Genomic DNA, 14,303 nt, shown 5'->3' with positions numbered 1-14,303 from the left:
TGCCTCGGCCGCTGCCGTCGCCGGGACGATTCGGTTAAAGTGACGCCGCTTCGCGGCCGTTAATACGGCGAATCTCCCTTAATTTGGCGGCGCTGAGGCGTCGCGCTGCGTAGACTTTCCGAACCTTGCACCGATGATCCATCTTCGAACGCTCCGTCATCAGGTCCGCCAGCGCCCCACGGCCCGTTCCGCGGGACGTCGAGGTGCGTGATGTCGCCGCCGGCGCGTCGGCCGGCTATCCTGAGCGCGGGCACCCGGACGCGGTCCCCCAGTACGTCTATGTCGGCCGCCAGCCGATTCTGGATCGGGATGGGGCGCTTCACGCCTACGAGCTGCTGTTCCGTGCCGGAACGTACAACTACGCCGAAATCAGCGACGACGCGCAGGCCACCGCGCAGGTGGTCGCGCGCACGATCGGCGGAATCGGCGTGCCGGCCGTGCTCGGTCAGCATCGCGGCTTCGTCAATATCGACCGCGGGCTGCTCTTTAGCGACATCGTCCATCTGATGCCGCCCGAGCGCTTCGTGCTCGAAATCCTCGAAACGGTGCGTTACGACGCTTCGCTCGCGCGTCGGCTCGACGAGCTGCATTGCGCCGGCTTTCAGGTCGCGCTCGACGACGTGCACGACCTGACCGACGAGCTGAGGGCGATGCTGCCGTACGCCGACATCGTCAAGATCGACTTCCTGCAAACGCCGCGCCGCAAGGTCGCCGAGCTCGCTGCGGCCTTGCGCGGCTACGGCAAGACGCTGCTCGCCGAGAAGGTCGAAACGCGCGAGGACTTCGCACTCGCTCACGAGCTCGGCTTCGATCTGTTCCAGGGCTACTTCTTCGCGCGGCCGCAGGTGCTGGCCGCGCCGCGCAACCGCTCGCTGCGCCCGGGCCTGCTGCGGCTGCTCGCGCTGCTGTCGCGCGACGCCGGCATCGTCGAGCTCGAGGCGGAGCTGAAGGTCAATCCGGGCGTGGTCGTGCAACTGCTGCGGCTCGTCAATTCGAGCGCGTTCGGCCTCGGGCGCAACATCGCGTCGCTGCGCGAGGCGATCATCGCGACCGGCACGCGGCAGATCGCGCGCTGGGCGCAACTGCTGCTGTACGCGGACACCGGCGACCTGCCGTGGCGCGCCGATCCGCTCGTGCAACTGGCCGCGACGCGCTCGCGCTTCATGGAGCTTGCCGCGAACTGGCTGCGTCCGGCCGACGGCGAATTCGCCGATGCCGCGTTCATGACCGGGATTTTTTCGCTGGTGCACATCGTGCTCGACAGTACGCCGGACGCGGTGCTCGAAAAGCTCGGACTCGCGCCGCAGATCCGCGAGGCGATCGTCGCGCGCAAGGGCGAACTGGGCGCGCTGCTGCTGATCGCCGAGGTCGCGGGCGAGGGCGGTGACGCCGCGCCGGTCGCGACGGCGGCGGGCTTTCACGCGCTGACGCCCGACGTGCTATCGCAGCTGAATCTGTCGGCGGCGGCGTGGTTCGGCGCGCACGTGGCGGAGCCGGACGCTTGATGCGCTGGGCCCGCGCGCCGCACCCTTTCGATTTGCTTGTGTTCCGGGCGCCCACCGACGCCGCGTGCGCATCCGTGGTCCAATAGACCGTTCAGCGGCGGCCTGTAACGCCGGCCGAAGCTGCTTCGATGGACCGGATCAACTGCGTGCGCTCACGCATGGAGGAGCAGATGAAGACAAAACACATACCGGCGGTATTGGCCGCCGTCATGGCGTTCGGATTCGCAATGCATTCGCCGCTCGCCTCGGCAACCCTGAAGCCCGGCGATACGGCACCGGCGTTCACCGCCGAGGCCTCGCTCGGCGGCAAGACCTACACGTATTCGCTGGCCGATCAGCTGAAGAAGGGGCCGGTCGTGCTGTACTTCTATCCGGCCGCGTTCACGAAGGGCTGCACGATCGAGGCGCACGAGTTCGCCGATGCGGTCGACGAATACAAGAAGTACGGTGCGACGGTGATCGGCGTGTCGCACGACAACATCGATACGCTGACGAAGTTCTCGGTCAGCGAATGCCGCAGCAAATTCCCGGTCGCGGCGGACGCCGACGCGAAGGTGATCAACGCATACGACGCGGCCTTGCCGATGAAGGCCGGCATGGCGAATCGCGTGTCGTACGTGATCTCGCCCGAAGGCAAGATCATCTACGAGTACACGAGCCTGCAGCCCGACAAGCATGTCGAGAACACGCTGAACGCGCTCAAGGAGTGGGCGGCCGCGCATAAGGGGCAGTGAGTGAAGGGCGCGCGCGCGGCATCGCCTGTTGCTCGTGCCAGGCTAACACCATTTACCGGATGAGCTTGCGATGCCGATTCTCGTTGCGTTGATTGCGCTGGTCGCGCTGGGGTACGGCGCGGTACGCGCCTTCGATGCGCTGCGGGCCAGTTTGGGGCTGGCGGTGGCGGAAAGCGTGGCGGTACTGGTTGCGTTGCTGATTGCCGGTGCGCTCGCGTACTGGCGGCAGCGGCGCCGCGAAGTCGCGCCGAACGTGCGCGACGGCGACTGGACGCACGAGCTGAAGGGCAGTTGGGGTTCGGTGCGGCTCGCGGCGGCCAAGCGGCTTTGCGAGATTCGCGTCGGCGACGAGCAGGGTGCGTATATCTTCGCGGATCTGCTCGGCGCCGAAGCACAGGGCCGCGACGCACAGGCGCGGCTCGCGGTGAAGGTCAAGGACACACGGCGCGGCGAGTGGCTCGTGCCGATGTCGAACGAGCGGGTGGCGCGCCGATGGCAGCGGATCTTCTCGCTGGCCATCGAGCAGAAGCTGTGAGCGCCACTTCCACTACATCATGACGACGTCGGCGCCGCGCCACCCGCGCGGCGTGCCTTTCTCGCCTCCCAGCGCACGCGGATGCGATCCATATACAGATAGACGACCGGCGTCGTATAGAGCGTCAGCATCTGGCTGACGATCAGGCCGCCGACGATCGAAATACCGAGCGGCGCGCGCATCTCCGCGCCTTCGCCGCTGCCGAACGCGAGCGGCAACGCGCCGAGCATGGCTGCGAAGGTGGTCATCATGATCGGCCGGAAGCGCAGCAGACAGGCCTGGTAGATCGCGTCGCGCGACGACAGCCCCTTGCGCGACGCGTCGATCGCGAAGTCCACCATCATGATCGCGTTCTTCTTCACGATGCCGATCAGCAGGATCACGCCGATCAGCGCGATGATGCTGAACTCGGTCTTGAACAGCAGCAGCGCGAGCAGCGCGCCGACGCCCGCGGACGGCAGCGTCGACAGGATCGTCAGCGGGTGGATGTAGCTCTCGTACAGGATGCCGAGCACGATATACACCGCCGCGAGCGCGGCGAGGATCAGGATCGGCTGATCGGACATCGACTGCTGGAACGCCTGCGCGGTGCCCTGGAAGCTGCCGTGGATCGTGGCGGGCATGCCGATTTCGGCCATCGTGTCGTAGATCACCTGCGTGGCGGTGGACAGCGACACGCCCGGCGGCAGGTTGAACGAGATCGTCGAGGCGACGAACTGGCTCTGGTGATTGACCGACAGCGGCGTGGTGCCCGGCCCGAAGCTGGCGATCGCCGACAGCGGCACCATCGTTTCCTTCGCGGTCGACACCGGCGAGCCCGACGACGCGCTCGACTTGCCGCTCGCCGCGATCGAGTTGATCGCCTGGTTGCGCGCCGAGTCGGCCGCGATGCTGGCCGCGCTGGTCGTGGTGGTGGCTGCGGTGCCGCCGGTTGCCGCGCCGCCGGCGGCCCCGCTCGTCGTGGCCGCCGTGGTGGTCGCCCTGGACGTCACGGTGCCGGCCGGCGCGTTGGTGGTCTGCGCGCCGCTCGCGCTGCCGCCCGAGGTGCTGACGTAAATCTGGCTCAGTATCTCCGGGCTCTGCCAGTAGCGCGGCGCGACTTCCATCACGACGTGATACTGGTTGAGCGGGTTGTAGATCGTCGACACCTGGCGCTGGCCGAACGCGTCGTACAGCGTGTTGTCGATCTGCGCGGGCTTGATGCCGAGGCGCGCGGCGGTGGCGCGGTCGATCGTCACCATCGCTTCGAGACCGCCTTGCTGCTGATCGGAGTTCACGTCCGCGAGTTCCTTGCGCGCCTGCAGCGCCTCGGTGAGCTTCGGCCCCCACTTGTACAGATCGGGCGTCGAGTCGGCGAGCAGCGTGAACTGATACTGCGCGTTCGATTGCCGGCCGCCGACGCGGATGTCCTGCACCGCCTGCAGGAAGGTGCGCGCGCCGGCCACGTCGCCGAGCGGCGCGCGCAGTTGCTGGATCACCTGGTCGGCGGACAGCTTGCGTTCGCTCTTCGGCTTCAGCGACAGGAACATGAAGCCCGAATTGGTCTGCCGGCCGCCGGTGAAGCCGACCACGCTGTCGACCGCCGGGTTCTTGCTGACGATGTCCATCATCTGCGAGAACTTGCCCTTCATCGCCTGGAACGACGTGCTCTGGTCGGCCTGGATGCCGCCGATCAGGCGCCCGGTGTCCTGCTGCGGGAAGAAGCCCTTCGGCACGATGATGTACAGCGCGACGTTCAGCCCGATGGTCAGCAGCAGCACGAAGAGGATCAGCCGTGGATGCCGCAGCGCCCAGCCGAGCGTGCGCTCGTAGCCGCGCTGCATCGACGTGAAGCCGCGTTCGAGCCAGCGGCCGAAGCGGCTTTCCTGTTTTTTCTCGTGCGGCTCGCGCAGCAGCCGCGAGCACATCATCGGCGTGAGCGTCAGCGAGACGACTAGCGACACCGCGATCGCGAGCGACAGCGTCAGCGCGAACTCGCGGAACAGCCGCCCGACGATGCCGCCCATCAGCAGGATCGGCAGAAACACGGCGACGAGCGAGATGCTGATCGACATCACCGTGAAGCCGACCTCGCGCGCGCCGAGGAACGCGGCCTTCATGCGTGGCACGCCGTCCTCGATGTGGCGCGAGATGTTTTCGAGCACGACGATCGCGTCGTCGACGACGAAGCCGGTTGCGATGGTCAACGCCATCAGCGACAGGTTGTCGAGCGAGAAGCCCATCAGGTACATCGCGCCGAACGTGCCGATGATCGAGATCGGCACGGCCACGCTCGGAATCAGCGTCGCGCGCCAGTTGCGCAGGAACAGGAACACGACCATCACGACCAGCGCGACCGCGATCACGAGCGTGCGCTGGGTGTCCTTCAGCGACGCCCGGATCGTCGTCGAGCGGTCCGAGGTCGGCGAGATTTCGACGTCGGCGGGCAGCGACGCGTGCAGCTGCGGCAGCATCGCCTTCACGCGGTCGACGGTCTCGATGATGTTGGCGCCCGGCTGCCGGTACAGGATCACGAGCACCGCGTGCTTGCCGTTGAAGAGGCCGAGGTTGCGCAGGTCCTCGACAGAATCGACGACCTCGCCCATGTCGGAGAGTTTGACCGGCGCGCCATTGCGATAGGCGATGACCAGATCCTTGTACTGCGACGCCTTGGTGGCCTGGTCGTTGGTGTACAGCTGCACGCGGTTCTCGCCGAACTCGATCGCCCCTTTCGGGCTGTTCGCGTTGGCCGAGGCGAGCGCCGCGCGCACGTCCTCGAGGCCGATGCCGTAGTGCGACAGCGCATGCGGCAGCAGCTCGACGCGCACCGCCGGATTCGCCGAGCCGCTCACGTCCACTTCGCCGACCCCCTGCACCTGCGACAGCGACTGCTGCAGCACCGTGGCGGCCGAATCGTAGAGCTGGCCGGGCGTGCGCGTGCTCGACGTCAGCGCGAGAATCAGGATCGGCGCGTCGGCCGGGTTGACCTTGTGGTAGGTCGGATTGCTGCGCAGGCTCGCGGGCAGGTCGGCGCGCGCCGCGTTGATCGCCGCCTGCACGTCGCGCGCGGCGCCGTTGATGTCGCGGTTCAGGCCGAACTGCATCGTGATGCGGGTCGAGCCGACCGAGCTTTGCGACGTCATCTCGGTGACGTCGGCGATCGAGCCGAGATGCCGCTCGAGCGGACTCGCGACGCTGGTCGCGACGGTCTCCGGGCTCGCGCCAGGCAGCGTCGCCTGCACCGAGATGGTCGGGAAGTCGACCTGCGGCAACGGAGCCACCGGCAGCTTGGTGAACGCGAATACGCCCGACAGCGCGATGCCGATCGCCAGCAGCGTGGTGGCGACCGGACGGGAAATAAATGGACGCGACAGGTTCATCGCTCAGTTCCCTGCATCGGTGGCGGGCGGCGTGGCGCTACCGGACGAATCGCCGCGGTTAAAGCGCTCGCGCAGCCGGCGGCCGAGCGAATCGAACGCGAGGTAGATCACCGGCGTCGTGAACAGCGTCAGCAGCTGGCTCACGATCAGGCCGCCGGCGATCGCGATACCGAGCGGCCGGCGCAGCTCAGAGCCCGCGCCGGTGCCGAGCATCAGCGGCAGCGCGCCGAGCAGCGCGGCGAGGGTGGTCATCAGGATCGGCCGGAAACGCAGCAGACACGCCTGGTAGATCGCCTCGCGCGGCGGCTTGCCTTCCTCGCGCTCGGCGTAGAGCGCGAAGTCGATCATCATGATCGCGTTCTTCTTCACGATACCGATCAAAAGCACGATGCCGATGATGCCGATAATGTCGAGATCGTGGCCGGTGATCAGCAGCGCGAGCAGCGCGCCGACGCCGGCCGATGGAAGAGTGGACAGGATCGTGATCGGATGGATGAAGCTCTCGTACAGCACGCCGAGCACGATGTACATCGTGACGATCGCCGCGAGGATCAGGAACAGCTCGTTCGCGAGCGACGCCTGGAACGCGAGCGCCGCGCCCTGGAAGCGCGTCTGGAACGACGCGGGCAGGCCGATGTCCTTTTCGGCCTGTTCGATCGCCTTCACGGCCGCGCCGAGCGACGAACCCGGCGCAAGGTTGAACGACACCGTGGTGGCCGGGAACTGGCTCAGGTGCGTGACCAGCAGCGGCGCGGGCCGCTCGATGAACCTCGCGATCGAAGACAGCGGCACCTGGCCGCCCGCCGCCGTGGAAGAGGGCAGGTAGATCGAGTTCAGCGACGTGGTGTAGTGCTGCATCGTCGGCTGCGCTTCGAGAATCACGCGGTACTGGTTCGACTGCGTGAAGATCGTCGAAATGATGCGCTGGCCGAACGCGTCGTACAGCGCGCTGTCGATCGTGGCCGGCGTGATGCCGAAGCGCGCGGCGGTCGCGCGGTCGATCTCGATGAACACCGAGCGGCCGTTGTCCTGCAGATCGGTCGCGACGTCGGCGAGTTCGGGCGACTGCTTCAGGCGCTCGACCAGCTTCGGCACCCACGTGGTGAATTCGCCGATGTTCGGATCGGTCAGCATGAACTGATACTGCGTCGGGCTGACCGTCGAATCGATCGTCAGGTCCTGCACCGGCTGCATGTACAGCGACGCGCCCGGAATATGCGCGACGTCCTTCTGCAACTGGCGGATCACTTCGCTCGCGGCGTTGCTGCGGTCGTCGCGCGGCTTCAGATTGATCAGCATGCGGCCGCTGTTCAGCGTGATGTTGCTGCCGTCCACACCGATGAACGAGGTCAGGCTTTCGACGTCCGGGTTCTTCAGGATCTGGTCGGCGAGCGCCTGCTGTCGCTCGGCCATCGACGCGAACGACACCGACTGCGGCATCTGCGTGATCGCCTGGATCACGCCGGTGTCCTGCACCGGGAAGAAGCCCTTCGGTATGAACACGTACAGCAGGCCGGTCAGCACCAGCGTGAGGACAGCTACGACCAGCGTGGAGCGCTGACGGTTCAGCACCCACGTGAGCGCGACCGCGTAGCGCGCGATCACCCAGTCTATGAAGCGGTGCGCCTTCGCCTCGAAACGGTGACTGTCGTGCGGCGGCGTGTGGCGCAACAGCTTCGCGCACATCATCGGCACGAGCGTCAGCGACACGACCGCGGAGATGACGATCGTCACCGCGAGCGTGATCGCGAATTCATGGAACAGGCGGCCGACCACGTCGCCCATGAAGAGCAGCGGAATCAGCACCGCGATCAGCGAGACCGTCAGCGAAATGATCGTGAAGCCGATCTGCTTCGAGCCCTTCAGCGCGGCTTCGAGCGCCGAGTCGCCTTCCTCGACGTAGCGCGCGATGTTCTCGATCATCACGATCGCGTCGTCGACGACGAAGCCGGTCGCGATGGTCAGCGCCATCAGCGATAAATTGTCGAGCGAGAAGCCGCACAGGTACATCACCGCGAGCGTGCCGATCAGCGACAGCGGCACCGACAGGCTCGGAATGATCGTCGCGTAGATGTTGGCGAGGAACAGGTACATCACCAGCACGACCAGCACGACCGACATCGCCAGTTCGAACTGCACGTCGCGCACCGACGCGCGGATCGTGGTGGTGCGATCGGTGACGACCTCGACCTCGAGCGCGGCGGGCAGCGACTGCTGCAAGCGCGGCAGCAGCGCCTTGATGCTGTCGACCACCTGGATCACGTTCGCACCCGGCTGGCGCTGCACGTTCAGGATGATCGCGGGCGTGTCGTTAACCCACGCGCCGAGCTTCGTGTTCTCCGGACCCGGCACGATGCTCGCGACGTCGGTCAGCATCACGGGGCGGCCGTTCTTGTACGCGACGACGGCGCTCTTGTACTCGTCGGCGTCGGTCAGCTGGTCATTCGAATTGATCGTGTAGTTGCGCGTCGGGCCGTCGAAATTGCCCTTCGGCGTGTTGACGTTCAGGTTCGAGATCGTGGTGCGCAGATCATCGAGATTCAGCCCGTACGCGGCGAGCGCGCGCGGGTTAGCCTGAATGCGGATCGCCGGGCGCTGGCCGCCCGACAGGCTCACGAGACCCACCCCCGCGACCTGCGAGATCTTCTGCGCGAGACGCGTGTCGGCGAGATCCTGCACCTGCGTGAGCGGCAGCGTTTTCGACGTGATCGCGAGCGTGATGATCGGCGCGTCGGCCGGGTTGACCTTAGCGTAGATCGGCGGCGCGGGCAGGTCGGACGGCAGCAGGTTGCCCGCCGCGTTGATCGCCGCCTGGACTTCCTGCTCGGCGATGTCGAGCGGCAGGTCGAGGCTGAACTGCAGCGTGATGATCGACGAGCCGGCCGAGCTTTGCGACGACATCTGGTTCAGCGACGGCATCTGCCCGAACTGCCGCTCGAGCGGCGCCGTCACCGACGACGTCATCACGTCCGGGCTCGCGCCCGGATAGAAGGTCTGCACCTGGATCGTCGGATAGTCGACCTCGGGCAGCGCGGACAGCGGCAGAAAGCGCAGCGCGACGAGGCCGACCAGCATGATCGCCGCCATCAGCAGCGCGGTGCCGACGGGACGCAGAATAAAAGCGCGGGATGGATTCATGCGGTAAGTGCCGTGCCTTTACTTTATTGCGATGCTTGCGACGCGCGCCGGCCGCGACGCTCGTGCGCGCCCGAGGCGGCCGCCGGAGCGCTCGCGCCGTGCGCGCCGGACGCGCCACGCGGCCGTTCGGCCGGGATCGTGATCTTCGAGCCTTCGCGCAGCCGGTCCGAACCGTCGATCACGACGCGTTCGCCGACCGCGAGACCCGACTGGATGCTGGTGCGCTCGCCATCGACCGGGCCGACCTTGACCTGGCGCACGGTGACCGTGTTGTCGGGCTTCACGATGTACACGAAGGTACCCTGCGAGCCGTTGAGCACCGCCGAGGTCGGCACGATCACCGCGTCCTTGATCGTATCGACGAGCAGACGCGTATTGACGAACTGGTTCGGGAACAGGCCGTTGTCCTTGTTCTCGAAGATCGCGCGCAGCTTGATCGTGCCGGTGGTGGTGTCGATCTGGTTGTCCATCGTCTTCAGCGAGCCGACTTCGAGCGGATGCGTGTTGCTGCGGTCGTACGCGGTGGCCGACAGCGACTCGCCGTTGCGCGTGTGCTGGATGATCTGCTGCAGATTGTCTTCGGAGGTCGTAAACAACACGCTGATCGGATCGAGCTGCGTAATCACGACGATGCCGTTGGCGAGGCCCGAGGTCACGTAGTTGCCCGGGTCGACCTGACGCAGACCGACGCGTCCCGACACCGGCGCGGTGATGCGCGCGTATACGAGGTCGAGCTTGAAGCTGTCGACGTTCGCCTGGTCGGCCTTCACCGTGCCTTCGTATTGCCGCACCAGCGACGCCTGCGTGTCGACCTGCTGACTCGCGATCGAGTCTTGCGCGAGCAGCGTCTGATAACGCTTCAGATCGAGACGGGCGGTGGCGAGCAGCGCCTGGTCGCGCACCAGCGTGCCCTCGGCGTTGCGCAACGAAATCTCATACGGACGCGGGTCGATCTGGGCCAGCACGTCGCCCTTCTTGACCATCTGGCCTTCCTTGAAATAGACGTCCTGCAGCACGCCGCTCAGCTGTGGCAGCACCGTGACGGTGGCAAGCGGCGTGACCGTGCCGAGCGCGGTCAGCACGACCGGCATCTCGCCCTGCGTCGCGGCGGCGACGTGCACCGGCTGTGGCATGTTGGCCATTGCGTTCGGACCGCCGCGGCCCAAGCGGCCACTGCGCGCGCCGCTCGCGGCACCCGGCGCGCTCGCGCCGCTGCCGGGGCTGCCCCACGGATGCCAGCGCCACAGTACGACGCCGAGCACGACCAGCGCCGCGACGATCAGCGCGACAGTGCGGCCGCGGTGGCGTTTCACCGCGCCGGGCGCGCTCGATTGCGCGCCGCTCGCGGACGGTTGGGAAGCGGCAGGGCGTTGGGTTTCCGGGTGCTTTTGTTGTTCGTCCATCGGTTCGGTCAGGTGGCTGGCTTTGTGATGTGAGCCGCCGATGCGCTCGCCGCCGTTCGAAAGACGGCGGGCCGGCATATGGGCGGCATGTCAGGCGGTCGTGGCGGCGCGCGCCGCGCAATATTTAGCGCGATGCTATCCGAGGCGCGGGACAGAGATGTTAACGCAATGCGGAATCATCACGGATCGGCGAGGCCGTTTCGACGGCGCTCGCGGCTCGCGGCGCGGTCCCGCGACGGGATGCGTGATCGTACGTTGCGGCGTCTGTAACAGTCCAGCCGCGTATTTTTCGGTTAATTACGAAGGTTACAGGCTGTTGGTGAATTGTAGGGTAAAGGTGGGCGCGATGCCTTCGTCGCTGCGCAGACCGCAGGCGGCCGGCGCCGCGTTCGGCCTGCGCGGGGCGCCGCGTTGGCGCCGGTTGCCGCCGCCGGGCTATTCGTCGAGCCGGCGCCCCGGCGTGCCGCCGATCTCCAGCACGATCTTGTCGATGCATTCGAGCAGCGCGGGTGCGGCGTCCGAGATCAGCCAGTCGCGCGGACACTGATCGGCCGAGCCGCCGCAATTGACCGCGTAGCGCTCGCCCGACGGCCCGACGAAGCCGAGCGCGATCGCGTTCAGCCCGTTGTACCATTCGCCGGTGGCAATCGCGAAGCCGCGCTCGAGCGTGTCCTGGATCGCGCTGGCGAGACGGCTGCCGATGTAGCCCCAATCGTCGCCTTCGGCCGTCTGCAGACCGACGAGCAGACGGTCGCGGTCCGGTTGCGCGAGCGCGGCGAGATACGCCCGGCCGACCGCGGTGCGCGTCAAGCTCATGCGCGAGCCGATCTCGAGTCGCGATACGAGCACCGCCGAACGCGGCCGGATCGCGTCGATGACGACCATGTCGTAGCGGTCGCGCACCGCCAGATGCACGGACAACGCGGTGCGTTCCGCGAGTTCGATCAGGAATGGCCGCGCGCGCGAGCGGATGTCGAAGTTGCGCAGAAAGCCGTTGCTCAGTTCGAGCACCGACGAGGTCAGCACGAAGCGCTCGCTTTCGGGCAGTCGCAGCAGGAAACCGGCGCCGACGAGCGTCGCGGTGATGCGCGACACGGTGGGCTTCGGAATCCCGGTTAATTCGGCGAGTTCGCGATTGCTGAGTGGTGCGTGCGCGGCGGCGACGGCACGCAATACGGTCAGGCCGCGCGCGAGCGCGGTGACTTCATCGCCCGGGCCATCTCGGTCTTTGCTGGCAGGGACCTTGGCGGTGACGGTTTGGTTGGGTGTGGATCGGTTCATGCTTTTTTTGGAACAGTATTTCAAATTGCTCGTTCGTTAACCTGTTGACGACCGTCCGCGCGGGGCGGGGGCATCTCCAAACCGGGGCATCCATTCAAATATGTTTTAGAAAATTATTGTATCGGAAGAAATTGCCGATCGATCAGCGACGGTATCTTTTTGCTTGACTTAGTCAGCATAACCATAAAAAATGGAACCTCATTTCGAAAGTCACATTTGTCCGCTGCGTTTTGGTGCCTGCGAGCGGAAAAATCCCGGAATCCAGGATCGATCGCCCTCCAATGCGCTTGCGCCTTTCGAATACCTTCTCTCAGGTTCTAGCACGGCCCTCGGAATGGCTAGAACTTTTTAAGGCGTCACGGCAACGTGACGCCTTTTTTTTGGGTCATCGCTCAGCACCCAACAGCTGAAGCCTGATTTTCAATGGCACGGTGGCCGTCGTGGTATCCCTCGGGTTCACTCGAACAAGGGCTATCAGAGCACGCAAACTCCAGGTTGTCGGGAATTTCCGCCCACGGAGAGTTCGACGAACGTCGCAAAAATCGGCGCCCCGTATTAAGTCGCTCAAGTCGCTTCATCTGAACTGTTAAATCCTGCCAAACCATGAGCGGCGTTGAAGTATCCGTCAATGCGGTTTTGCAGCTTCTGATATTGCAGGAGAGGAATCCCTTTTATCTGTCATTCAACATTCCGTCGTGATCGTTGTCGACGGTGTTCTTTTTCTATTTGTTGTTTCCGGCGCTCGCGCCACGCCTGCTGTCGATGCGCTTCGAGTGGGCGATGCAGATGGCGATGTGGGGCGCGAGCCTGTTGCCGACTTTTCTCGTTACGCGAGAACGACGCACCGGCGCGTTACCACCGGAGACCCCGCGTGGCGCTCACGAGCTGAATTGCGCTGCAAGGCTTCGCCTGTCGCGGAGCACGGATAGCACGAGCGCCGACATGCCGCACATCGCGATCAGCGCGGTCAACGCGCTCTTTCCAGCGTGCACGAGCACCCAGCCGCCGACGGCCGGAAAGCCGAACGCACCGAGCGAGTAAGCGACGATGAACCATGTCAGCGCGGCGTGACGATGGAGGGCGTCGGAATCGTTGACAGCCTGTTCCTGGATCACGGGGTAGGCGAGGCCGTAGCCGGTTCCGAACAGCACGGCGCTGGTCGGGTGAAAGAGCGTGTGATACGGAACGGCGAACATTGCGACAATGCCAAGCAGCATCAACATGAGCACGAGTTTCGTCGTGATTTCACGCCGCGAACTGATCACGAGCCGTCCGAGCAGCCAGCGCGCGAGAATGACCGTCACGGTATAGAAGCTGAAGAACGTACCGGCGTGCGAGCCAGTTCCCTGAACGAGCGACATCTGGAACGTCAATAAGCCGGAGAAAACGCAGGCGCACAAGCCAATCATCGCGATCGAATAAACCGCGCGCGTGCGGAGTATGGCGCCGGAATTGAGTGCCCATGGCTTTTGCGTGTGCGGTGCGGGATTCGGCGACAGCCGTGCGAACACTTCCAGCATCAACGAACCAACCATGCACAGCCCCGCGACGACGAGCAGCACGCTCGTCACGGTCCAGTGCAGCGAGCGGATCGCGAACGCGGCTAGCGCGGGACAGGTGCCGATGCCCACCATTTGTATCGTGCCGAACCGCATGAACCACGAGCCACGATCGGTATTCGTGGTTCGTTCGGCCAGTGCCATGGGTGCGGCGAGACTGAAGGAACCCCAGCCGAAACCGACAAGGAACCCGGGGACGAAACCGATCGCATGCTCTGGCGCGATTACCGTGAAAGCCGCGACACCTGCGCCCAGGCATAGTGCCGCGAACGCGGACAATCGCGCCGCGCCGACGCGCGGCGCGAGCCAGTCGACCAGCGGAAAGCTCACGAACGTGCCGATCACCGCTTGCGCCAACGCGACGCCGGTATTCAGGTCGGTTCCGCCGGCGGAGCGGAAATGCATCGACAGCAGAAACGTCGCGCCATAACCGCTGGCGGCGAGCAGCGTGCCGAGTAGAACGAAAAGAGCGTGGAATGGTTGCATGCGTCGAACTCTATTGATCGACAAGGGCAGACATATTAATCCGCCAGCCGGCGCTCAGACGGTCCCGAACGACTAACTCATACCAAGGTATTAGCTCACCATCCGAAAAATCTGTATGCCCTGGACATTCCGATTCAGGCCGCTCGACGCGAATTCCAATACCAAAGTACTAGAGCCTCTTCATTACGCCCCATGTAAGCTTCAGGCTTGACGTGACAGGGATGACCGCATCCCGGCCGGCAACCGGGCGGCTATTCCCTGCAACTGTCGAGTCAGGTATTGAAGTCCAACTGATATCGAGGG

General features: G+C 65.3%; 8 protein-coding genes. 3 read left to right on the top strand and 5 right to left on the bottom strand.

Going from position 1 to position 14,303, the window contains the following annotated elements; genetic code table 11:
• The first annotated feature begins 203 nt into the window (after positions 1-203).
• The 3 genes from GCT19_RS13110 (at position 204) to GCT19_RS13100 (ending at position 2,774) form a co-directional block, all read left to right on the top strand.
• Positions 204-1,505, top strand: coding sequence for an EAL and HDOD domain-containing protein (locus tag GCT19_RS13110; RefSeq protein ID WP_018432299.1), 1,302 nt, complete (start codon positions 204-206; stop codon positions 1,503-1,505).
• A 170-nt stretch (positions 1,506-1,675) separates the two neighbouring features.
• On the top strand, positions 1,676-2,239 hold the full coding sequence (locus tag GCT19_RS13105; RefSeq protein WP_152852180.1) for a peroxiredoxin: 564 nt from the start codon (positions 1,676-1,678) through the stop codon (positions 2,237-2,239).
• A 70-nt stretch (positions 2,240-2,309) separates the two neighbouring features.
• Positions 2,310-2,774, top strand: coding sequence for a hypothetical protein (locus tag GCT19_RS13100; protein ID WP_018432297.1), 465 nt, complete (start codon positions 2,310-2,312; stop codon positions 2,772-2,774).
• A 17-nt stretch (positions 2,775-2,791) separates the two neighbouring features.
• Here GCT19_RS13100 and GCT19_RS13095 read toward each other — a convergent pair whose 3' ends face one another.
• The 5 genes from GCT19_RS13095 to GCT19_RS13075 form a co-directional block, all read right to left on the bottom strand.
• Entirely contained in the window at positions 2,792-6,133 is a 3,342-nt protein-coding gene (locus tag GCT19_RS13095) for an efflux RND transporter permease subunit (protein ID WP_152852179.1), read from the bottom strand.
• 3 nt (positions 6,134-6,136) lie between these two features.
• A complete protein-coding gene (locus tag GCT19_RS13090) occupies positions 6,137-9,271 on the bottom strand; it encodes an MdtB/MuxB family multidrug efflux RND transporter permease subunit (RefSeq protein ID WP_018432295.1) in 3,135 nt (1,044 codons plus the stop codon).
• Positions 9,272-9,294: 23 nt separating this feature from the next.
• Positions 9,295-10,674 (bottom strand): MdtA/MuxA family multidrug efflux RND transporter periplasmic adaptor subunit, encoded by a 1,380-nt coding sequence (locus GCT19_RS13085; protein WP_026228063.1) that lies wholly within the window; start codon positions 10,672-10,674, stop codon positions 9,295-9,297.
• A gap of 435 nt (positions 10,675-11,109) precedes the next feature.
• Positions 11,110-11,955, bottom strand: coding sequence for an IclR family transcriptional regulator (locus GCT19_RS13080; RefSeq protein WP_152852178.1), 846 nt, complete (start codon positions 11,953-11,955; stop codon positions 11,110-11,112).
• 878 nt (positions 11,956-12,833) lie between these two features.
• Positions 12,834-14,000: an MFS transporter gene (locus GCT19_RS13075; RefSeq protein WP_152852177.1), complete on the bottom strand. Its 1,167-nt coding sequence runs from the start codon at positions 13,998-14,000 to the stop codon at positions 12,834-12,836.
• Positions 14,001-14,303 lie beyond the last annotated feature (303 nt).

It is taken from the genome of Paraburkholderia atlantica, assembly GCF_009362785.1.
GTDB classification, from domain to species: Bacteria; Pseudomonadota; Gammaproteobacteria; order Burkholderiales; family Burkholderiaceae; genus Paraburkholderia; species Paraburkholderia atlantica.
This window is presented reverse-complemented; position numbering and strand designations above follow the sequence as displayed.